The sequence below is a fragment of the Parasphingopyxis sp. genome (assembly GCF_028279465.1).
In the GTDB taxonomy this organism is placed as follows: domain Bacteria; phylum Pseudomonadota; class Alphaproteobacteria; order Sphingomonadales; family Sphingomonadaceae; genus Parasphingopyxis.
In genome coordinates this window covers 134,611-154,648 of sequence record NZ_JANQNS010000014.1, presented here as the reverse complement: position 1 = coordinate 154,648, position 20,038 = coordinate 134,611, and the positions used below count along the sequence as shown (strand labels likewise).

Below are 20,038 nucleotides of genomic sequence, written 5' to 3'. Positions count from 1 at the left end.
TGTCGACACAATGGCGGATTTCAGGAGCAAATCTGAAAGAGTCTTGATCCGGGGTCCAATGGCTTTTGGATTGACCTTAGCGCCCCAGTTGGCGAGAAGAATGACATGAAAAATCATCTCTTCAGCGCCCGAGCGCTCACCCCCGTCCTGTCTTCCGTCTGCGCATTGGCCCTGCTGGCTGGCGGAGCAACCATATCCCACGCGGCGCAGCCAAGCGCTTCGCAAGAGCAGGCGTCTGCCGCTGCGATGCCGGAAGGCACAGGCTATTTCGCGTCCAACAGTTCGCTGCCCTTCATGGCGCCGGACTTCACCCAGATTTCCGAAGACGATTATCTTCCCGCCTTTGCGCAGGGCATGGCGATCCACAACGCCGAAGTGCAGGCCATTATCGACGACCCGGCAGAACCGACCTTCGACAACACAATTGTCGCGCTGGAGCGCAGCGGGCGTATGCTCAGCCGGGTGAGCCGCGTATTCTTTGCGTTGACCAGCGCCAACACCACGGACCGGCTGGACGAGATCAACACCGAAATCAGCCCGCAGCTTTCCGATCATTATACCGCCATCAGCCTGAACCCCGACCTGTTTGCGCGCGTCAGTGCTGTCTATGAACAGCGCGACGCGCTGGACCTGTCGGTCGAGCGCGCACGCCTGCTTCACAACACCTATACGGGCATGGTCCATGCCGGCGCCGAGCTCACAGAGGCCGAGCGCGAACGCGTCATGGTGATCAATAGCGAGATCAGCGCGCTGACCACCGAGTTCAGCCAGACGGTGCGCGCCGCGACCAACCAGCAGCCGTTGATCGTCGAGACGCGCGAAGAGCTGGCCGGCCTGTCGGAAAGCGAAATCGCCGCCGCTGCCGCCGCCGCGACCGAGATGGGGATGGACGGCCAATACGCGCTCGTCCTGCAGAACACGACGCAGCAGCCGTTGATCCCGAAGCTCGAAAATCGCGAGATACGCGAACGCTTCCTCGCCCTCAGCCTGCACCGCGCTGACGGGACCAATCCGGAATATGACACGCGGATGATCGTCGCGCAGATTTCGGTGCTGCGCGCGGAAAAGGCGGCGCTGTTCGGCGAGCCCAACTGGGCGAGCTATAGCATGTATCGCAACATGGCGGACGAGCCGCAGCTCGCGCTCGATTTTATGGAACAGATGGTCCCCGCGCTTGCCGCAACGCAGAGGCGCGAAGCCGCGATCCTCAACGCCGAAATCGCCGAGAGCGGTGGCGATTTCACCGTGCAGCCGCATGATTGGTACCGTTTTGCCAACCAGGTCCGCGAAGAGCGTTTCCAGTATAGCGAAGATGAGGTGACCGAGTATCTCCAGCTCGAAAGGGTGCTGGAAGGCGGCGTCTTCTACATGGCGAATGAACTCTATGGCCTCACCTTCGAGCGGCGCACCGACATCCCGACCTATCACGAGGATGTGTGGGTCTATACGATCCGCGAAGAGGATGGCACGGAGCTCGCGTTATTCTATTTCGATCCGTTCCAGCGGCCGTCCAAGCGCGGTGGCGCGTGGATGGGCAGCTTCGTTCCACAGTCCTATCTGCTCGATCAGCGGCCGGTCATCTATAACGTGCTCAACATCCCCAAGACCAATGAGGGCGAGACGCAGCTTGTCAGTTTCTACTGGGTGAACACGATCTTCCACGAATTCGGCCATGCCCTGCATGGCATGTTCGCTGAACAGGAATTTGCCAGCCTTGCGGGCACAGCGACACCGCGCGATTTCGTCGAATATCCGGCCCAGGTCCATGAAATGTGGCGGGAATATCCCCAAGTCCTGCAAAATTATACGGCTCATGTCGAGACGGGCGAGCCCATGCCGATGGAGCTGTTCGAGCGTATCCAGGCAGCCTCACGCTGGAACCAGGGCTATGATTTCGGCGAGGTCATGGAAGCCGCGCTGCTCGACATGCGCTGGCATTCGCTGTCCGCCGAGGAAGCCGCCGAGATCGATACGCCCGAAGAGGTCATAGCCTTCGAGCAGGGCGCCCTGTCCGAACTGGGTCTCGAGGTCGAACTGGTGCCGCCGCGCTATTACAGTACCTATTTCAACCACATCTTCTCCAGCCCGTCCGGCTATTCGGCCGGCTATTACAGCTATCTGTGGACGCAGATGCTGGACCATGACAGCCGCGACTATATCATCCAGAATGGCGGTCTGACGCGGGCCAACGGCACCCGGCTTCGCGAAACCGTGTTGAGCCGGGGCGGGACGATGGATTATCACGAGGTCTACCGCAATTTCGCCGGCCGCGATCCGGATGTGCGCTACATGCTCGAATATCTTGGCCTCGTTCCGGAAGACGCGGAGGCAGAAGCCCAGGCGTCGGACTAGGCAGCGCGTCCGGTTTGCAGTGACCGGGACTTCAGGTTACCGCGAACTGAAAATAGCGACATAGTGTAATGGTGAGCAACCTGTGATGCAGGCTCGCAGATATGGGGTAAGATCGCTGCTGTCGGTACCAGTTCGTTAGTTAGCCGCCAGAGCAAAACTGCTCCGATATTCGGGTTTGAGCGCTCCGAGCATCTCGGTTGTCACCGCTACGTCGACATCAAAGCTACCGGCCGCGTAAGGGCCGGCGATATAGGGCGGAACGCGTACGCGGAACGATGTGAACAGGCCTGTGTCGCTTCCCATGGGTGCGATCGCGACCTGGTCGAACGGCGGGCAGTCGGCCCAGAAATCGTCACTCGAAATATCGCCCATCCGCTCGATCTGCTGTTCACGCAGGCCTTCGCAGAAAGGCTGGTCGATCATCGACAGGCCGAGATAGCGGTTCGTGAAAAGCCCGAGCACGCCGATCAGGCGGTCGCTCGCCACGTCCCAGACCAGTGCGTTGAAAAAGCTGTTGCCGTGCGCGCCGCCCGTATAGCTGTAGGTTTCGCTGCCGAGGCCGATCAGCGCGTCTGTCTGTCCGGCGATCGTCCATTGCTGACTATGCTGATAGCCGGCGACCATTGCCGAGCCTTCGGGCATCATTTCGGCGAGTTGCGCGCGGCCCGCGTCATACGCAGCGCGCGCCTGCGCCCGTCGCGATTCGAGGTGTCTCGCGAGTAACGGAACGGTTTCTGGCAGGGCCGGCAGTTCATATGTAAACCCGCTGGTTTCGGCCTCTTGCTGTGCCGCCTGAGCGGGTGAGGCGGACAGCCCCGCAGCAAGGCCGAGCATGATTGCGCCGGTGGCAGCCATCGACCGTCCAACTGTTTGAATTCTGGCCTTCATATCCGTCTCCTCCGGCGGTTTTCCGATGATTGTTTTTCTCGCCGATTTGGGCCGCGCAAACAATCCCCAAATGCCATGCCGCACTGCATCATATGCGGTTGACTTGGATAGGGGCGCTCACTAAACGGGCCGTGCCTTGGCGGGGTCGATCGCCACCATGCGCGCGTCCGGCTTTTGGGCCAACAGGAGCAGGCATGGCGGAGAAAGACACCGGGCGGGAATCCTCTGTCGCGGAAGATGCGCGGCTTCAGGCGCTGGAAGAGCGACTGGAAGCGGCAAAGCGCACAGAGGCTCTCAAATCGGCCAAGCGGAACCGGCGGAGTGGCGGCGCAAATTACGCCCATCGCGCGGTGAGCGAGCTGATCGGAGGTCCTGTCGGTGGCGCCGTTGTCGGCTGGTTTTTCGACTGGCTGTTCGGCACCTACCCTTGGCTGATGCTGTCGATGATGTTCCTCGGGTTCATCGTCGCGGTGCGGAATGTATATGTGATGACGAGTAAGCGCCCCGATTAGGGGCGCTTTGCTCAGGAAGAGACGGGATTTTACTGTGGCGGAAGCGGAAGGCGGCGGCATCGATCCGATGTCCCAGTTCAAGATCGAGCCGATAGCCGGCACTCTTGAGCAGGGCCAGATTGCGTTCACCAACAGCTCGATCTGGATGCTGCTGACGCTCGCGCTCGTCTGGCTCTTCATGATCGGCGGCATGAAGCGCGAGCTCGTGCCCGGCCGCTGGCAGCTCGCCGTCGAGAGCGTGACCGGCTTTATCGATAATATGCTGACCAGCAATATCGGGCCGGCGGGCAAGAAATATGTGCCCTATATCTTCACGATCTTCATCTTCATCTTGTTCGCCAACCTGCTAGGCCTTTTGCCGATCGGCTTTACCGGCATCCATCCGTTCACGGTCACCAGCCATATCCTGATTACCGGCGTGATGGCCGTGATGAGCTTCTCCATCGTCCTCGCCGTCGGTTTCTGGAAGCACAAGCTCAAATTCTTCACCCTGTTCGTGCCGCATGGCACGCCGCTGCCGATGGTGCCGCTGCTGTTCGTGATCGAACTGGTATCGTTCATGGTCCGCCCGTTCAGTCTCGCGCTGCGACTGTTTATCGCGATGACCGCCGGCCATGTGCTGCTCAAGGTGTTCGCGAGCTTCGTGATTTCCGGCATCAATGCCGGCCCTGAAATCGGCCTGCTGGTCGCCGTGCCGAGTTTCCTTCTGATGCTCTTCGTCAGCGCGCTCGAACTGCTGATCTGCGCCATCCAGGCCTATGTCTTCGCGCTCCTGTCGGCGCTCTACATCAACGATGCGGAAAATCTGCATTAATCCGAATTTCTCACCAACACTAATTTTCACAAGGGAGTTTTTTCAATGGAAGTCGAAGCTGCACGTTTGATCGGTGCCGGTCTCGCTGCAATCGGCGCAGGCGCCGCTGCTGCGGGTGTGGGCTATATCTGGGGTTCGTTCCTTCAGGGCGCCCTGCGCAATCCGGAAGCCGCCGATGGCGAACAGGCCCGCCTCTATATCGGCTTTGCCGTGACCGAGCTGCTCGGTCTGATCGCGGCCGTTATCGGCTTCATTCTGCTGTTCGGTTAATTCCGGACCGGCCGGTTCCGCTCACAGGCAAGGGAGGCTGAGGCCATGCCACAGCTCGATCAGATTGCCATCAGCTATGCGTCGCAGATCGTGTGGCTGGTCGGCGTTCTCGCCATCATCTATTTCGGCATCGCCCGGACGATGGTGCCCAAGGTGCAGGGCACGATCGAGGCGCGCGCGAAACGCGTGTCCGACGATCTTGCCGCGGCGGACAAGGCCCATGAACGGGCTGACGAGATCGAGGAGGATTATCGTCAGCAGATGAACGAAGCCCGGTCCGAAGCCGGAACGGTGACGACCGAGGCCAAAGCGAAGGCCAATGCCGACCGCGAACAGCGGGTTGCCGCCGAGGATGAGAAGATCGCGGCGAAGCTGGCCGAGGCCGAAACCGCTCTGGCAGACGCTCGCAAGGCCGCGCTGGCCGAGATCGAAGGCGTGGCCGTGGATGCGACGCAGGATATCGTGACCAAGGTTTCGGGCGGCTCCGTCTCGGAAAGCGAAGCGCGGTCGGCGGTGAAAGAGGCGATGGCCCATGGATGAAGAGCTCGAACCCGTAATTAACGAGGACACCGAGCCGGTAACGGCCGAGACCGCGGCGCAGGACGATGCGCAGGCGGGCGGGTACGAGACCGCCTTCGGCCTCGATACCTATGGCTGGGTCGCGGTCGCGATGATCGTCGTCATCCTCATCATGCTGTGGCGCAAGGTGCCCAGCATTATTGCCGGTGCGATGGACAGGCGGATCGCCGAAATCCGCGGCGAGATTGACGAGGCCGCGAAGCTGCGGTCGGAAGCCGAGGCGCTGAAGGCCGAATATGAGGCCAAGACGGCCAATGCTGACAAGGAAGCCGCTACGATGCTCGACCGGGCGCGCGAGGAGGCCGACCAGATCGTCGCCCAGGCCGAATCCGACGCCAACGACCTGATCGAGCGCCGCCAGCGGCTGGCCGAAGAAAAGATCGCCGCCGCCGAACGCAGCGCGGTCGCCGAAGTCCGCGCCAAGGCCGCGAGCGCCGCAACCGCCGCCGCCGCCGCGCTGATCGAGCAGAAGCATGATGCGGATGCAGACAAGGCGCTGATCGACCGCACGATCTCCAGCATGGACGCGCGGCTGAATTAGCCTTTCTTCCTTCTCCCTTGATGGGAGAAGGATATGGAGCCTTCGCGAGGTACGAGCCTAGGCGGAGTTGGATGAGGGTGATCCAACCGCCAGCCGTATCGCTTGCCGATAGATCACCCTCATCCAACTTCAACTAGCTTCTCCTTCGACAAGCTCAGGATCAGCAAGTTTTCGTATCCTTCTCCCATCAAAGGAGAAGGTTTGCCGTGCGCACCTCCAGCGCCTAAATCCTCCCCGTGAGCAAAGCCGACCGTCCCGATCATCCGCGCGCTGCCGAGCGCTTCAACGAGGAAAAGGCGGCCTACACGGTGAAGGGCGCCGATGCGCCGGATCTCGAGGCCGGGGTCGCGGCGATCCGCGATGTCGTGAAGACACTGCCCGCGCGGCCGGGCGTCTATCGGATGCTCGATGCGCGCAGCGATGTCCTCTATGTCGGCAAGGCGGCAAGCCTCAAATCGCGCGTGCCCAACTATACGCAGATCGCCCAGCTGCCGAAGCGGCTCCAGCGTATGGTCGCGCAGACCCGGGCGATGACGATTGTCACGACCGAGACCGAGGCCGAGGCGCTGCTGCTCGAGGCGCAGCTGATCAAGCGCTATCGTCCGCCCTACAACGTCCTGCTGCGCGACGACAAAAGCTTCCCGTTCATCCTGCTGCGCGAGGATCACGACTTTCCGCGCATCATGAAGCATCGCGGCGCGCGCCGCGCCAAGGGCCAATATTTCGGCCCGTTCGCCAGCGCCGGTTCGGTCAACCGGACGATCAACGCGCTGCAGAAGATGTTCCTGATCCGCAACTGCACGGACAGCTTTTTCGCCAATCGCGACCGGCCCTGTCTGCTCTACCAGATCCGCCGGTGCTCGGCGCCCTGCGTCGGACGCATCAGTGAGGCCGACTATGACGAGCTGGTCGAGGACGCGAAGGCGTTTCTCTCGGGCAAGAGCACGCGCGTGCAGCAGAAGCTCGGTGCGCAGATGGAGAAGGCGTCGGAGGAACTCGATTTCGAGATGGCCGCCATCTATCGCGACCGGCTTAAAGCACTGACCTTTATCCAGGGCAGCCAGGCGATCACGGCCCAAGGCGTCTCCGATGCCGATGTTTTCGCGCTGGCGAGCAAGGGCGGCACGGTCGGTATCCAGGCCTTTTTCATTCGCGGCGGCCAGAATTGGGGCCATCGCAGCTTTTTCCCCGCGCATGTCAAAGATGTGCCGGAAGAGGAGGCGCTGCAGGCCTTTCTCATGCAATTTTACGAGGAAGTGCCGCCACCCAAGCTGGTGCTGGTCGATAGAGAGTTGCCCGAGACCGAGCTGCTCGCCGAGGCGCTGGCCGAACGCGCGAACCGCAAGGTGACGATCAAAATTCCGCAGCGCGGGGATCAGCGGAAACTGCGCGATCAGGCCGCGCGCAATGCCGAAGAGGCGCTCGAACGGCGGCTGGCGGAATCTTCATCCCAGGCGAAGATCATGCGACAGATGGCCGAGCTGTTCGAACTGGACGAGCCGCCCGACCGGATCGAGATATACGACAACAGCCATGTTTCCGGCACCAATGCGGTCGGCGCGATGGTGGTCGCGGGACCGGAGGGCTATCGCAAATCCAACTATCGCAAGTTCAACATCAAGAACCCGGAAACCGCGCCGGGCGACGATTTCGCGATGATGCGCGAAGTGTTTCAGCGCCGCTTCGCCCGCGCCGAAAAGGAAGACCCGGAGCGCCGCAAGGGCGAATGGCCCGATCTCGTGCTGATCGACGGCGGCAGGGGGCAGGTCAGCGCGGCAGCCGAGACGCTGGAGGAAATGGGGATCGGCGATGTTGCGCTGATCGGTATTTCGAAAGGCCCGGACCGCAATGCCGGACGCGAGCATTTCCATTTCCCCGACGGGCGCGAACAGATGCTGCCGACGAACAGCCCGTTGCTCTTTTACCTGCAGCGCCTGCGCGACGAGGCGCACCGTTTCGCGATCGGCGCGCATCGGCAGAAACGCGCCAAGGCGATGGGCACAAGCCCGCTCGATCAGGTGCCTGGGATCGGCCCGGCACGCAAACGCGCGCTACTCCTCCATTTCGGCACGGCGCGCGCAGTCAAATCTGCAGGCCTTGACGATCTGGCGCGTGTGCCCGGCGTGTCCAAGACGATGGCGCAGACGATTTACGATCATTTCCACGCCAGCGGCTGACAACGCGAGCTAGGCGTCAGCCGCCGCCGTTTTCTGCGCGCGATGAAATTGCCAGGCGAAACAGGCAAGGCCGAGCGCGATGAAGAATTCGCGATATTCGGTGGCGTCGAAAATCTCGATCATCGACGGGCCAAAGGTGAGCACCGCAAGCTGTCCGATCGCGACCGCCGCTCCCATCGTCGCGAACAGCGTGGCTTCGTCACGCTTGCCGCGTCGCCAAGCCGATCGGGCGAAGATCACCATGGTCATGATCCCGAAAAAGGCGAGCCACTGGATCGGCAGGAGGTTCCAATGCCCATAGCTGAGAAACAGCATCGGCGCGCTGACGAGTGCGGTCATGCGGTCGGGTATGAAAGCCGCAAATCGACGGATCGGGGCCCAGTTCGGCATCGCATCGCGAACCAGCGGCAGGACGATGAGCAGGATACCCGCGCCCGCATAATAGCCGAGTTCCGAAATATCGGTCTGGAGATTGTGGAAGTTGAACTCATTCTGCCAGTTCGCCTCGGCCATTGCTTCGGGCGTGGCAAAACCGATCACGCGCTGACCCCAGGAAATCTCTTCCATAGCGATCAGCAGGAACAGGCCGCCAAAGCCGAGCATGACGAGCAGATCGAAGCGGTTTCTTCCGGTCTTCCAGCCATTGGCAGCAGCGGCGAGGAATAGCGCGCCGCCGGCGAAGATCAGCAAGGCCGACGCCCATTCGAGCGCCAGATCTTCCGCCGCCATGGCGTGGAACAGCGGGCGGTTGGCGGCGAGCAGCGCGATAACACCGATCGCCATGGCGAGGCTGACCGTACCCATCTGGCGTTCGCGATCGGTCAGCGATGGCGTATCGTCGAGTTCGGGCTGCGCGCCGACTGCGCGCGCCAGCATCGCGGCAAGGGCGAGCGTTATCGCCATGCGCATCCAGTGATACACGGTGTAGAGCGCGGGCTCTTCGCGCGCCGGATGCCAGTCCAATGCAACATATTCATAGAGGCTCAGCGCGACGAGCATCGCGCCGGCGAAGATCGCGGCCGTCCAGATTGGGATCGGCAGGGTCGCGCCGAGCGCGCGATCGTGAGCAATATGTGTATGAGACGTCATGACCGGGTCTCCTCATCATGGTGCGCGCCGCGCATCAGCAGCGGGCGGAGCAGCGCGGCGAGCGGTCGGCCGCGTACGAAAAACAGATCGCTGATTTCGGGGCCGGGTTCGGCGCCCATCTCGGACTTGTAACCGGCATCGCCCGCGCCCCAGCTTATGAGGCGTATTCCAGCATCCGCCGCACGCTCGAAATCGGCGTAAAGAAGCAGCTTGCCGGGTCCGAATTTCGAAAAATGCGCGTCATAATTGTTGGCGATATAGTAGCGCGTGTCACCGGCCTCGACGCCGAAGGCGAAGGCGGCCGGCCGGTCGCCGATCCACATCAGGCTGCCGAACAGCATCGGCGCGAGGTCGTCGTCCGCGGCTATACGCTGCCAGACCTCCCGTATCGCCGGATTGAGGAATTTGGTGTCGCCGCCGTCATTGAGATCGGCGAGCCAGGAATTTTTCTCGATCTCGGCCATCGCATCGCAGCATTCGGCGGTCAGATCGCGGCCGGTCAGAAATTCGTACCGCACCTCGCCGTCGCTCGCCAATCGGCGCTCGCGCCAGCGATTCTTCCGCAGCGTCTTGGTGCGCGGCCAAGGGCCGTCCTGCCGTTGCGCCTGCAGATCGAGTTCGTACACCCTGGCCGTCGGCCGTTGGATGACATTCCACCCGGCTTCGGGCGCTGCCTTGAGCAACCGCCGCGCGGTCGGATCGTCGCTATAGACCGGTCCCAGACGCCAGATACGGCCGAGCTCTTTCGCAGTCTGTTTGTTTTCGAGGACTGCCTTGAGCTCGGTCATGCTCGCATCGCTTGAAAGAGCGAAACTGCGAAATGGCCAATAGCCGCCAGCGACTTCGCGCAGCCGCAGCGGGCCGATCCGGCGATGGCCATAGGGCAGGGCGAGGATCGGGCTGCCGTCCGGCCGCTCGGCGGACAGGATCTGCAGGTTTGGCGACGCAGCGCGAAACCAGCCCGCTCGCAAGAAGCGACGAGCGGGCGGCGATGCGGAGGCGAGTGTGTCGATGTCCGCATCGGCGCCGTCCGATATCCGGACGTCGCGGTAACCATTTCTGTTAACGTGTTGCAAAAGCATGACAATATTAATGCATGGGAATGCACCTATTGTCGCGAACATTCATGATTAACGGGGTCGGCGGTTTAGCTAAACCCTTGTTAAGACTGTGATCAGCGGAATCGCCGCCAGCCGCGCCGCGAGAGAATCGTGCTCGCCAGCGGTTCGATCCAACTGGCCTTGTCGAGGAAGAGCTGATCGACGATCTCCGGCCCGGGCTCCGCGCCGTAGCGCGACTTGTACCCGGCATCGCCCGCGCCCCAGTTGATGACGGGGACGCCGCGCTCGGCCGCATCGGCATAGTTCATCGTCAGGATGATCCGGCCGGGACTGCATTCCTTGAATGCTTCGTTGAAATTATTCGCGATCTGATAGCGGATCGAGCCGATCTCGAGGCCGAAGGTGAAGGCCGCTGGTATGCCGTCGACCCGCATGATGCTGCAGAAAACGAACGGCGCGAGAGCCGGATCGTCGGCCACCGCTTCCCACATCGCGCGCGCGGCCGGATCGCGGAACTTCGTATCCGCATCGTCGCCCTGATCGGCGAGCCAGCTCTTCGCCTCGATTTCGGCCATCGCATCGCGATCCTCGGCGGTCCAGTCGGCGCCGGTCGCGTGGCGATAGTCGACCTCGCCGATGCGCGCGAGCCGGTTCGCATAGTTGCGGCTTTGCCGGATCGCAGATTTGCTCGGCCACGGCTTTTTCGCCTGCAGCGTCGCAACATCGATATCGAAGCTGTGGGCAATGGAACGGCGGAACATCGTCCATCCGCCCTTGCGCGCGGCTGGCAGCAGGCGCGTCAGCGCGGGATCGTTATCCTGAACCGGGCCGAGCCGCCAAGCACTGCCCAGTGCATCGCGCGCAGCGCTTCCGGACAGCATTGCGGATATCTCGGTGTCCGAAGCGTCTTGGGCGAGCGGGATGCTGCGGAATGGCCAATAGGGTCCGGCGACTTCCTGGACTGTGAACGGTCCCATTTTGCGCGGTGTCAGCGGAAAGGCGGCGATCAGCCGTCCGCTGCTCTCGAAACCGTGAAACACGACATCGGCATGTGAGGCTTCATACCAGCGCGGCCGCAGAAAGACGTGCAGCGGATCGGCCGCTTCGGTCAGCCGCTCCAGCGCCGCACGCTCCGGCCGTACCCAGCCGCCGCCAATCGCCTGGCCGTCCTTTATGCGCTGCATGAAAATGGCGCGTCTCCGCACATGCTTGTCTTTGGTTCGCAGGGGCATAGCCGATCAGGCTTAATATGGTGTTTAGGCGCGCGGGCGCGCCAATGGTTTACCGAATGTTATCGGCCTGAGGCTATGCGATAGTCATGAACACGCGCGTGCTTCTGACGATCGATACGGAGCTGACCTGGCGGCATCATCTGGCCGGTTCGGGCTGGGAGGAGAATTACGCGCACAGTATCGAATCCGCCGGAGTCGGCCTTAGCTATCAGTTAGACGTCGTGAACCGGCACGGCCTGAAGGCCTGTTTCTTTATCGATCCGATGCCCGCGAAGCTCTACGGCCTCGATCCGGTCAAGCGCATGGTCGATACTGTGCTATCGGCGGGGCAAGAGGTGCAGCTCCATCTCCATCCGATGTGGGAGCAGGCGCGGGCCGACGGCACGGTCGCGCCCGATACGGTGTTCGAGCTGATCGATCATTCCTATGAGAAACAGCGCGATTTAATCGCCGAAGCACGCGATTTGCTCGTTGCCGCCGGCGCGCCCGAACCGACTGCCTTCCGTTCGGGCAGCTATGCGGTGAATGACGATAGTCTGAAGGCGCTGACCGATATCGGCATCGCCATCGATTCCAGCCATAATGGCTGCGAGGGGCCATGGCCGAGCGCATTGTCGCTGCCACTCGATCAGGTCGCACCGGTTGCGCATGAAGGCGTGATCGAAATTCCGGTATCGCAGATACGGCTCGGTAATGGCGGGTTGCGGCATTTGCAGATTTGCGCGGTCTCGCTGGCCGAGATGGAGCATGCGCTCGATCATGCCGTCGCCAATGCCCATCCGGTCGTCACCATCGTTGGCCACAGCTTCGAGCTTGCCACACGCGGCGGCGCGCGACCGAACCCGGTCGTCAAGAACCGCTTCGATGGTCTGTGCGCGTTGCTTGAGCGCCGGGCGTCCGATGCGCCGACCGCGCGTTTCTCCGTGCTGCACGACGTCCCGCTGGATTGCGAGATCGAGCCTGTACCGGCGTCGGCATCTTTGGTCGCCGGCCGCATGATTGGCCAGCTCTGGGCGAACCTCATCGAACGGCGTGCGGCATGACGACCGCGATCTCTCTGCCCCTGCGCTTTCGTATTGGCGCCCGCACCATGTTTTCGGTGCGGCGCAAGCTGGTCCGCGTCGGCCTTTCGCTCGACGAGGCGATGGCCGGGGAGGGGATCGACCTGCCGGTCTTGCCTGCCGCTGCCGATGGCTATTTCGTCACATCGCTGCCCGAGGCGCAGCTTGCTGCGCTGATGGCCCGCGATGACGACACGATCGCGCTCGTCCGCCAGCGCTATGCGCGCCGCTATGCCGACCTGTCGGGCAGTTTCGACGATTATCTCGCGACCTTCTCCGGCAAGAGCCGCTCGACGCTGCGCCGCAAGGTCCGCAAATTCGCCAAGCTCTTCGGCGGTACGCTCGATTTTCGTACCTATCGCACGCCGGACGAGATGGTCGAATTTCACGATCTCGCCCGGCGGCTTTCGGCGAAAACCTATCAGGAGAAGTTGCTCGATTACGGCCTGCCCGAGGATGCGGAGTTCGTGGCCGATATGAACCGCGCGGCGGCGCGGGATCAGGTGCGCGGCTGGCTGCTGTTCGCGGAGGGCAAGCCGGTCAGCTATCTCTATGCGCCGGCGGGCGGCGATACGTTGATCTACGCCTATCTCGGCTACGATCCCGCATGGTCGCGCCATTCGCCGGGCACGGTACTCCTGATGGAAGCGCTGCGGCAGATCATCGAAGAAAGCCGCTTCCGCCGGTTCGACTTTACCGAGGGCGATGGGCAGCAGAAGCGCCGTTTCGCGACCGGCAAGCTCGATTGCGCAGATCTGCTACTGTTGCGGAGAACGCCGGCCAATCGCGCGCTCGTTACGGCGCTCAGCAGTTTCGACCGCATGGTCGCGTTCGCCAAGCGCTTGCGGGCGGCCGAATAGAGCATGATTATTTCAGACTGAAACACCGTCATTGCGAGCGCAGCGAAGCAATCCAGAGCTGCAGGCGATGTCGCTAGCCGCTCTGGATTGCTTCGTCGCCCCGAAACAAGTTTGGGCCTCCTCGCAATGACGATTTATTCGAAATTGTTCGCTCGCTAGCCGATTTCCGTTTCGATCTGATCCATCAGCGGCTGGATATAGGTGAGGCGGGGGCGTTCCTCTTCGAGCACGGCGCGAAAGGCGCGTTTCTTGAATTCTGCGACGTCGAGTTCGGATAGGCCTTCGCCCTCGGGTATCGCCGAGAGCAGGATGTCGATCAGCCGCTCCGCGCCATGGAGCCGCCCCCAGAGAAAATCATTCTCGCGATAGCTGCGGCTGAAAAAGGCGCCGAAGCTGTTGAATTCGAGGCCCTTGAGCGTCGCCTCGGCCCCGCCTTCGCGGATCGATTGCGCATCCTCGGGGGCGATCCGGTCGACCTTGACCGGATCGAACTCGTCCAACCCTTCGCCCTGCAACAGCGGCAGCGTCGCGACATCGTAAAAAGGAAAGCCCAGATAGGCGAAGAGCATCGTGCGCCGCTCGGCCTTGGGCAGGGCGCTCAGTGCTTCGGCCAACAGCTCCTCGCCGCGTGCATCGGCGGCCTGCAGATCGCGCGCCGTGGCCAGCCGCTCCAGCGCTTCGCCCGGTTCCGCCATTGCGTCGCGCGCCGCGTCCGCCATGGCGTCATCATAATATTCGGGCCGTTCGCGATCGAGATAGTCGCCGAGCGTATCGTAGATCGCATTGCGCGCCGCGTTGATCGCTTCGGGTTCACACTGCCCGCCTTCCTCGATCTGGTGGAGCGTACGCAGCAGGAAGCGCAGGCGGCGCGTGCGGAACAGCAGATCATGCGCGCGGAAAAAGGCGATGGCCTCCTCATTCGTGCTGTCGAGCGTGATCGCATCGGCTTTGCCCAGTCCTTGCTTGCCGATATCTTCCCATATCGCGCGCCGTATCTCGTGCGGCTTTATGCTGTCTTCGGCGAGAGCGGCGAGGATTTCGGCCAGTTCCTCGACGATGCCGGACAGTTTGAGCTGGGCATAGGAGGCATAGGCATAGCCGGCCTCCTTCACCGCGAAATTCTGCGCCTTGGCGCGCCATCCGGCGAGCCGTTGCGGTGTCGGCCGGTTGAGGAATAGCGTCCGGCCGAAATCGTCGGCAATCGCGGTTTCGACCTGCGGCCGGATTGCCTCGACAATCCGCCGCATGCGCATGATCCGGCGCGAATGTTCCTCGATCGCCTCGAGATTGTCGCGGATCGGCTGTTCGCGCGGGATGTCGGACAGGGCGCCGAAAATCGCGCGGAAAAAGCCGGGCGGCTCCTCGCTATCCTCGCCCATGCGGATGCTGCGTATGCCGGGCTTGGGGTCGATATAAACGAAGCGGCGGTCGACCTCGCGATGCGCGGGCCGGTCTCGCAAGGCGTCGATTGCCGGGCCGAACGGTGCATTGGCGAGCACCGACCCGTCGATCAGCGCCGTCGTTTCCGCCGTGCCGGCCGCGAACTGCTTGGGCAATACGCGCTTCAGAAACGCATCGCGGCCCGGCCAGGCAATGCCGCGCTCCTCCAGCACCGTATCGAGTTCCTGCACGGTGAAGGGCGGAAAGGCGCCGGGAAAACTGGCCGTCGCGCGCACGGCAAAGGCGAGTTCGGCGATGCTGCCCAGATCGCGCTCTTCGCTGCCATGGTCGGTGAAGGACAGGGTCAGCCGGTGCTCGGTCTCGGTAATCTCGGGCGGCGAGTTCAGCCGGAGTTTCTGCGGATGGCCGTGAAAATCGGTGACGGTGACGAACAGATCGAGCGGCTGCCCGTCCGGCAGCAGCGGCGCGCCCGCCGTCATCGTTTCCATCGATTCCAGCGCATCGAGGGCGAGATTGGCAAAGCCCTTGCCGCCAAAGGGTGGCTGAAACCATTTGGCGCGCACGAAGCGCGAGAGCTTTGCGCTGACCTCGTCCTGCGCTTCGGGGTCGACGGTCGTCGCCACCGCGCCACCACGCCGCCGCGCCACGGCCCAGGCGATCGGCGTCGCCCAGAATTTCGAGAAGCGCGAGATCGGCCGTTTGTCAGGCGCCAGCAAGACGTCGACATCGGCCTTGTCGAGCCAGAGCTGGGTCAGCGGATCGAGCGATTTGCCCGAGGTTATCGCCTCGGCGAGAAATACGCCGTTGATCCCGCCTGCGCTCGCGCCGGCGATGATGTCGACCATCGCGCGCAGCTTGACGCCGCATTCCCGCTCGATTGTCTCGAAGAGTTCCCGGTAGAGGCGCTGCGAAGTATCGGCTGGCGCAAGATCGTCGTGAAAGGCGCGGCTGGCGCGCAGCAGCCGCCAGATCTCCTTGGTGATGCCGTGCATGTAGATTGCGAGGCTGATGCCGCCATAACAGACCAGGGCCAGGCGCAGCTCTTTCTCGCGCATGCGCGGTTAGGTGACAGGAGAGGCTGGGTTTGTCGAGCGCGCTATGCGTCGCCGCGATCGGCGCAGGTTGGCAGATAGAGTTTGATCGTCGTCCCGACGCCGGGCTCCGAGCTGATCTCGGCATGGCCGCCAGATTGTTTCAGAAAACCGTAGATCATCGAGAGGCCGAGGCCCGTGCCCTTGCCGACATCCTTGGTCGTGAAAAAGGGTTCGAAAGCGTGGGCGATGGTGTCTTCGTCCATGCCGATGCCCGTATCGATGACGGAGATAACGGCATAGTCGCCCGCTGCGAGATTGGCATCGGCGTCGCCGATCCGTGTCTCTTCGGTTTTTAGCCATAGCTGTCCGCCCTGCGGCATGGCGTCGCGGGCGTTGAGCGAGAGATTGAGCAGCACATTTTCGAGCTGATTGCGATCGACGAATATGGCGCGCATGTCCGCGGTCAGTTCCGTGTTGAAGACGATCGCCTCGCCGATGGTGCGCCGGATCATATCGCCGAGTTCATCGATCAGTGCGCTGAGGTTTGTTGGTTTTGGCGCGAGCGACTGGCGACGCGAAAAGGCGAGCAGCCTCTGAGTCAGGGCGGCCGCGCGTTGCGTGGCGCCGGAAATGCCGTCGAGATGCCGGTGGACCTTTTCATCGTCCGTATCTTTCAACCGCAATTCGAGCAGCTGTATGCTGCCCGAGATCACTGTCAGCAGATTGTTGAAATCATGCGCGATGCCGCCGGTCAGTTGGCCAACGGCTTCCATCTTCTGCGCCTGAACGAGCGCCTCCTCCGCGATGGCGCGTTCTTCTATCGCTTCTGTGACGCGCGTCTCGAGCGTCTCGTTGAGCAACGCAAGCTGTTCTTCCGCGCCATGGCGTGCGGTGTCGTCACGCATCGTCAGGACGCCACCCTGCTGATTGCCCTCCGAATCGTAAAGCGGCCGCGCCGTGCCTATCGCGAGAATTTCGGTACCGTCGGGCCGCTGGATGCGCCAGCGGGTATCTTCGACCGTTTCGCCTCGAAGGACGGCCCGGGAGAGCGGTAGTTCGAGCGGCGGGTAGGGGGCGCCGTCGACGGTGAACAGGCGATAGCTGTCCGTATAGTTTTCCGGCTCGACATTGAGGCTTTTGACGCCATGCAGTTCGACAGCCTTGTCGTTGACGAACACGATCTGGCCGAGTGCATCGGTGACGATCACACCTTCGCCGAGCTGGTTCATGATCGTTGAGGATTCGAGCGGCGGCAGTTCGGCGGTTTCGAGCGGTACGACCTTTTCGCGGCTGTTCGGCCGGAGGTCGGTGATGTCGGAATGGATTGCCGTCCATGAGAGGATTGCACCGTCGTCATCGATCTGCGGTACGGCTTTCACCGCGAAACGCCGCCACTCGCCGTCGCGGCTGCGGATCCGGTGCGTGCGCAGCATCTGATACCCGCCGTCGCGCGCTATCTCCCATTCGCGTTTCGTGATCTCGATATCGTCGGGGTGGATCGCGTCCATCCAGCCATGGCCGTCATATTCGGGCCGGGCCTGGCCGGTCAGCGCGGCCCAGTCGGGCTGCGCCTCGTCGAAGCCGACATCGGCGGTAAAGCGGCAGACGAAACTCTGGGTTTCGGCGTACATCCGGCGCAAGGCCTTGTGCCGCGCCGTGTCGAGCGTCGCCTCGGCTGACAAATCCGCCATTGATGTACCCCCGGCTGAATAGCTCTTGTCCCTAGCATCGCTTCTCGCGGCACATGGTTAATTTTCGGTAAAATTCGGGCTGATTTCGCCAATTTTTCAAATGCCAAAGGGGACGATGCGGTTGGCGGCGTCATGACCGATATCGGCGGAGCCCAGAAAGGGGATTCCGGACCGCTCGCACCAATGGTGGACAATCTCTTCGGCGGTCATGCCGAAATCCGTGTCATTCTGGATCATATCGCTGCACCGGCCGAGGCGAATGCCGGCCGCTTTTCGGATGCCCGGATTGGCCGTGATATGGTACATGGTTCTGTCAATTTTATACAGATATTCAGATATTTCTTCAATCATTATCACATGATTTGCGAAGTCTGGCTGGAGCGGCGTGCCGAGGATCTGGCTCAGCGTGATCATGTTGAAGGCCGCGGCGGGCGTGGCGCCGTCCAGCGAGGGTTCGAGCGCGGTCGGGTCCTTATCCACAAGCCAGCGCAGGGCTCGCGCGATTGCCGCTTCGCCACCGTCGCGCACGATGTCCTGGCACATCGGCCCATGCGCGACACGATAGCCCTCTCGATAAAGCGCGGCGAGCATCACGCCGGCATCGCTATAGCCGAGATAGACTTTATTGCGCGCCGCTGGTTCAAGCCCGGCCAGTGCCGCCTCGGCGACCCGGCACGCCCCATAACCGCCCCGGGCGAACCAGAGCGCATCGATACCAGGATCGTTAGCGATATCGAGGAAAGCTTCGGTGCGCGCTCTATCGGGCCCCGCGAAATGGCCGTGTCGCAGGAAACTGTTGGGATGGACGATAAGCTCGGGCGGATTCCCGGGGAACAGCGATGCGGCCAGGGCCTTCACACGATCCGCGATGTCAGGATCGAACGGCGAACCGGCCGCGACAATGCCGATGCGCATCGCATTTATTCCCATCGCCCGCATCTCCGAAATTGAAAAACTGCGCCGCTCCCCATAGCGAGGCGGGATGACCGAGGACAAATCCTATTTCTTCTGCGGAATCGGCGGCAGCGGGATGCTGCCGCTCGCAAGCATCCTGAGCGGGCGCGGTTTCACGGTCGCAGGATCGGACCGGGCGCTCGACCAGGGGCGGACGGCGGACAAATTCGACTGGTTGCGGGGGCAGGGCATCGATCTGTTCCCGCAGGATGGCAGCGGATTGACCGATAAGAATCAGATACTTGTGGCGTCCGCCGCCGTGGAAGACACGGTGCCTGACGTCATGGCGTCACGCGCACTCGGGCTGGACCGGATGACTCGCCCGGAGCTGCTCGCCAGCCTGTTCAATGCAGCGTCGCGCAGCATCGGCGTCGCGGGCACCAGCGGGAAATCGACGGTCACCGGCATGATCGGCTGGATCCTGCACGATTGCGGGCGCGACCCCACCGTCATGAACGGCGCGGTCATGAAGAATTTCATTTCCGACGAAACGCCCTTCGCCAGTGCGCTGGTGGGGCAGGGCGATGCGTTTGTCAGCGAGGTGGACGAGAGTGACGGTTCCATCGCCTTGTACGCGCCGGATATCGCGATCCTCAACAATATCTCGCTCGATCATAAATCGATGGAGGAATTGCGCACGCTGTTCGGCGGGTTTCTCGAGCGCGCGGGTCGCGCGATCGTCAATATCGACGATGCCGAAAGCGCCGCGCTGGCCGAAACGGTCGCGCCGGATCGGTTGTGCCGCGTCGGTTTCGGCGAGAGAGCCGATATCCGGGGCGCCAATGTCGTCGAGCGGCCGTTGTCGGTGACGTTCGACGTCATCGAGGGCGCGGAAAGCCGCCATGTCGAGCTGGCCGTCCCCGGCCTGCACAATGCGGCGAACGCGCTGGCGGCGATTGCCGCGGCGCGCGCTTGCGATATCCCGCTGGCGGACGCGGCCGCCTCGATCGGCCGTTTTCTGGGGCTCCGGCGGCGGTTCGAGATTGTCGGCACGGCGCATGACGTCACCGTGATCGACGATTTCGGGCATAATCCGGACAAGATCGCCGCGACCCTCAAGACGCTCCACGCCTTTCCTGGCCGGCTGCTCGTCTTTTTCCAGCCGCACGGCTATGGCCCGCTCAAGCAGATGGGCACCGAGCTGATCGCCTGTTTTGCTGATAATATTTCTGAAGAAGATCACTTAATCCTATGTAATCCTGTCTATTTTGGAGGTACGACAGATCGCAGTATAGGCAGTGACGTCATCGTCGACGGCGTGGTGCGGGCCGGGCGGCAGGCGGCGCATATCCCGGATCGCAAGGACTGTGGCGTGCGGCTGACCGAACTGGCGCGGCCGGGGGATCGGATTATCGTGATGGGCGCGCGCGACGATACATTGTCGTCATTCGCGGCGGATTTGCTGGGCTGGATCAAATCCTGACTTCGTCATTCCCGCGAAGGCGGGAATCCAGTTCCAACGTCCGATCTGGATTCCCGCCTTCGCGGGAATGACATACACACCGATACGCACACCCTCTAG

At 62.3% G+C, this 20,038-nt stretch carries 17 protein-coding genes; 10 read left to right on the top strand and 7 right to left on the bottom strand.

The window, feature by feature from the left end; genetic code table 11:
* Positions 1 to 105: 105 nt before the first annotated feature.
* A complete protein-coding gene (locus Q0974_RS08865; RefSeq protein ID WP_299326659.1) occupies positions 106 to 2,352 on the top strand; it encodes a M3 family metallopeptidase in 2,247 nt (748 codons plus the stop codon).
* A 135-nt stretch (positions 2,353 to 2,487) separates the two neighbouring features.
* Here the strand turns inward: Q0974_RS08865 and Q0974_RS08860 are convergent, their stop codons facing one another.
* On the bottom strand, positions 2,488 to 3,240 hold the full coding sequence (locus Q0974_RS08860; protein ID WP_299326657.1) for a hypothetical protein: 753 nt from the start codon (positions 3,238 to 3,240) through the stop codon (positions 2,488 to 2,490).
* A 194-nt stretch (positions 3,241 to 3,434) separates the two neighbouring features.
* Between Q0974_RS08860 and Q0974_RS08855 the strand changes: the two genes are divergently transcribed.
* The 6 genes from Q0974_RS08855 (at position 3,435) to uvrC (ending at position 8,133) form a co-directional block, all read left to right on the top strand.
* Positions 3,435 to 3,752, top strand: a complete 318-nt coding sequence (locus tag Q0974_RS08855) for an AtpZ/AtpI family protein (protein ID WP_299326655.1) — start codon at positions 3,435 to 3,437, stop codon at positions 3,750 to 3,752.
* Between the two features lie 67 nt (positions 3,753 to 3,819).
* Positions 3,820 to 4,566, top strand: coding sequence for a F0F1 ATP synthase subunit A (locus Q0974_RS08850; RefSeq protein ID WP_299326863.1), 747 nt, complete (start codon positions 3,820 to 3,822; stop codon positions 4,564 to 4,566).
* A 45-nt stretch (positions 4,567 to 4,611) separates the two neighbouring features.
* A complete protein-coding gene (locus Q0974_RS08845; RefSeq protein ID WP_176874193.1) occupies positions 4,612 to 4,836 on the top strand; it encodes a F0F1 ATP synthase subunit C in 225 nt (74 codons plus the stop codon).
* A gap of 45 nt (positions 4,837 to 4,881) precedes the next feature.
* A complete protein-coding gene (locus tag Q0974_RS08840) occupies positions 4,882 to 5,376 on the top strand; it encodes an ATPase (protein ID WP_299326651.1) in 495 nt (164 codons plus the stop codon).
* Complete coding sequence (locus Q0974_RS08835; RefSeq protein WP_299326649.1) at positions 5,369 to 5,956, top strand: F0F1 ATP synthase subunit B; 588 nt, start codon at positions 5,369 to 5,371, stop codon at positions 5,954 to 5,956. Before Q0974_RS08840 ends, Q0974_RS08835 begins: the two co-directional genes overlap by 8 nt.
* Positions 5,957 to 6,192: 236 nt before the next feature.
* Entirely contained in the window at positions 6,193 to 8,133 is a 1,941-nt protein-coding gene (gene uvrC, locus Q0974_RS08830; RefSeq protein ID WP_299326647.1) for an excinuclease ABC subunit UvrC, read from the top strand.
* A gap of 9 nt (positions 8,134 to 8,142) precedes the next feature.
* Here the strand turns inward: uvrC and Q0974_RS08825 are convergent, their stop codons facing one another.
* The 3 genes from Q0974_RS08825 to Q0974_RS08815 all read right to left on the bottom strand — a co-directional run bounded on the left by Q0974_RS08825 (position 8,143) and on the right by Q0974_RS08815 (position 11,467).
* Positions 8,143 to 9,222, bottom strand: coding sequence for a hypothetical protein (locus Q0974_RS08825; RefSeq protein ID WP_299326645.1), 1,080 nt, complete (start codon positions 9,220 to 9,222; stop codon positions 8,143 to 8,145).
* Positions 9,219 to 10,304 carry a GNAT family N-acetyltransferase gene (locus Q0974_RS08820; protein WP_299326643.1) on the bottom strand — a complete coding sequence of 362 codons (1,086 nt, stop codon included), beginning with the start codon at positions 10,302 to 10,304 and terminating at the stop codon, positions 9,219 to 9,221. The genes Q0974_RS08825 and Q0974_RS08820 overlap by 4 nt, the downstream gene beginning before the upstream one ends.
* 92 nt (positions 10,305 to 10,396) lie before the next feature.
* A complete protein-coding gene (locus tag Q0974_RS08815) occupies positions 10,397 to 11,467 on the bottom strand; it encodes a GNAT family N-acetyltransferase (RefSeq protein WP_299326641.1) in 1,071 nt (356 codons plus the stop codon).
* A 134-nt stretch (positions 11,468 to 11,601) separates the two neighbouring features.
* Here Q0974_RS08815 and Q0974_RS08810 point away from each other — a divergent pair, with 134 nt between their 5' ends.
* Both Q0974_RS08810 and Q0974_RS08805 read left to right on the top strand, forming a co-directional pair.
* Positions 11,602 to 12,558, top strand: a complete 957-nt coding sequence (locus Q0974_RS08810; RefSeq protein ID WP_299326639.1) for a polysaccharide deacetylase — start codon at positions 11,602 to 11,604, stop codon at positions 12,556 to 12,558.
* On the top strand, positions 12,555 to 13,436 hold the full coding sequence (locus Q0974_RS08805; protein WP_299326637.1) for a GNAT family N-acetyltransferase: 882 nt from the start codon (positions 12,555 to 12,557) through the stop codon (positions 13,434 to 13,436). The genes Q0974_RS08810 and Q0974_RS08805 overlap by 4 nt, the downstream gene beginning before the upstream one ends.
* A 155-nt stretch (positions 13,437 to 13,591) precedes the next feature.
* On the opposite strand, the gene Q0974_RS08800 is transcribed toward Q0974_RS08805, so the two are convergent.
* The 3 genes from Q0974_RS08800 to Q0974_RS08790 form a co-directional block, all read right to left on the bottom strand.
* A complete protein-coding gene (locus tag Q0974_RS08800; RefSeq protein WP_299326635.1) occupies positions 13,592 to 15,892 on the bottom strand; it encodes a patatin-like protein in 2,301 nt (766 codons plus the stop codon).
* A 41-nt stretch (positions 15,893 to 15,933) separates the two neighbouring features.
* A complete protein-coding gene (locus tag Q0974_RS08795; RefSeq protein ID WP_299326633.1) occupies positions 15,934 to 17,562 on the bottom strand; it encodes an ATP-binding protein in 1,629 nt (542 codons plus the stop codon).
* Between the two features lie 96 nt (positions 17,563 to 17,658).
* A complete protein-coding gene (locus Q0974_RS08790) occupies positions 17,659 to 18,477 on the bottom strand; it encodes an LD-carboxypeptidase (protein ID WP_299326631.1) in 819 nt (272 codons plus the stop codon).
* Positions 18,478 to 18,544: 67 nt separating this feature from the next.
* Between Q0974_RS08790 and Q0974_RS08785 the strand changes: the two genes are divergently transcribed.
* The gene (locus tag Q0974_RS08785) at positions 18,545 to 19,939 is read left to right on the top strand and encodes a Mur ligase family protein (protein ID WP_299326628.1); all 1,395 of its coding nucleotides are present in this window, start codon (positions 18,545 to 18,547) and stop codon (positions 19,937 to 19,939) included.
* The last annotated feature ends 99 nt before the right edge of the window (positions 19,940 to 20,038 follow it).

Bases quoted from the DNA above. Each gene is read 5' to 3' on its own strand.
- Q0974_RS08865 (WP_299326659.1), top strand. From the start codon at position 106: ATGAAAAATCATCTCTTCAGCGCCCGAGCGCTCACCCCCGTCCTGTCT.
- Q0974_RS08860 (WP_299326657.1), bottom strand. From the start codon at position 3,240: ATGAAGGCCAGAATTCAAACAGTTGGACGGTCGATGGCTGCCACCGGC.
- Q0974_RS08855 (WP_299326655.1), top strand. From the start codon at position 3,435: ATGGCGGAGAAAGACACCGGGCGGGAATCCTCTGTCGCGGAAGATGCG.
- Q0974_RS08850 (WP_299326863.1), top strand. From the start codon at position 3,820: ATGTCCCAGTTCAAGATCGAGCCGATAGCCGGCACTCTTGAGCAGGGC.
- Q0974_RS08845 (WP_176874193.1), top strand. From the start codon at position 4,612: ATGGAAGTCGAAGCTGCACGTTTGATCGGTGCCGGTCTCGCTGCAATC.
- Q0974_RS08840 (WP_299326651.1), top strand. From the start codon at position 4,882: ATGCCACAGCTCGATCAGATTGCCATCAGCTATGCGTCGCAGATCGTG.
- Q0974_RS08835 (WP_299326649.1), top strand. From the start codon at position 5,369: ATGGATGAAGAGCTCGAACCCGTAATTAACGAGGACACCGAGCCGGTA.
- Q0974_RS08825 (WP_299326645.1), bottom strand. From the start codon at position 9,222: ATGACGTCTCATACACATATTGCTCACGATCGCGCGCTCGGCGCGACC.
- Q0974_RS08820 (WP_299326643.1), bottom strand. From the start codon at position 10,304: ATGCTTTTGCAACACGTTAACAGAAATGGTTACCGCGACGTCCGGATA.
- Q0974_RS08815 (WP_299326641.1), bottom strand. From the start codon at position 11,467: ATGCAGCGCATAAAGGACGGCCAGGCGATTGGCGGCGGCTGGGTACGG.
- Q0974_RS08810 (WP_299326639.1), top strand. From the start codon at position 11,602: ATGAACACGCGCGTGCTTCTGACGATCGATACGGAGCTGACCTGGCGG.
- Q0974_RS08805 (WP_299326637.1), top strand. From the start codon at position 12,555: ATGACGACCGCGATCTCTCTGCCCCTGCGCTTTCGTATTGGCGCCCGC.
- Q0974_RS08800 (WP_299326635.1), bottom strand. From the start codon at position 15,892: ATGCGCGAGAAAGAGCTGCGCCTGGCCCTGGTCTGTTATGGCGGCATC.
- Q0974_RS08795 (WP_299326633.1), bottom strand. From the start codon at position 17,562: ATGGCGGATTTGTCAGCCGAGGCGACGCTCGACACGGCGCGGCACAAG.
- Q0974_RS08790 (WP_299326631.1), bottom strand. From the start codon at position 18,477: ATGCGCATCGGCATTGTCGCGGCCGGTTCGCCGTTCGATCCTGACATC.
- Q0974_RS08785 (WP_299326628.1), top strand. From the start codon at position 18,545: ATGACCGAGGACAAATCCTATTTCTTCTGCGGAATCGGCGGCAGCGGG.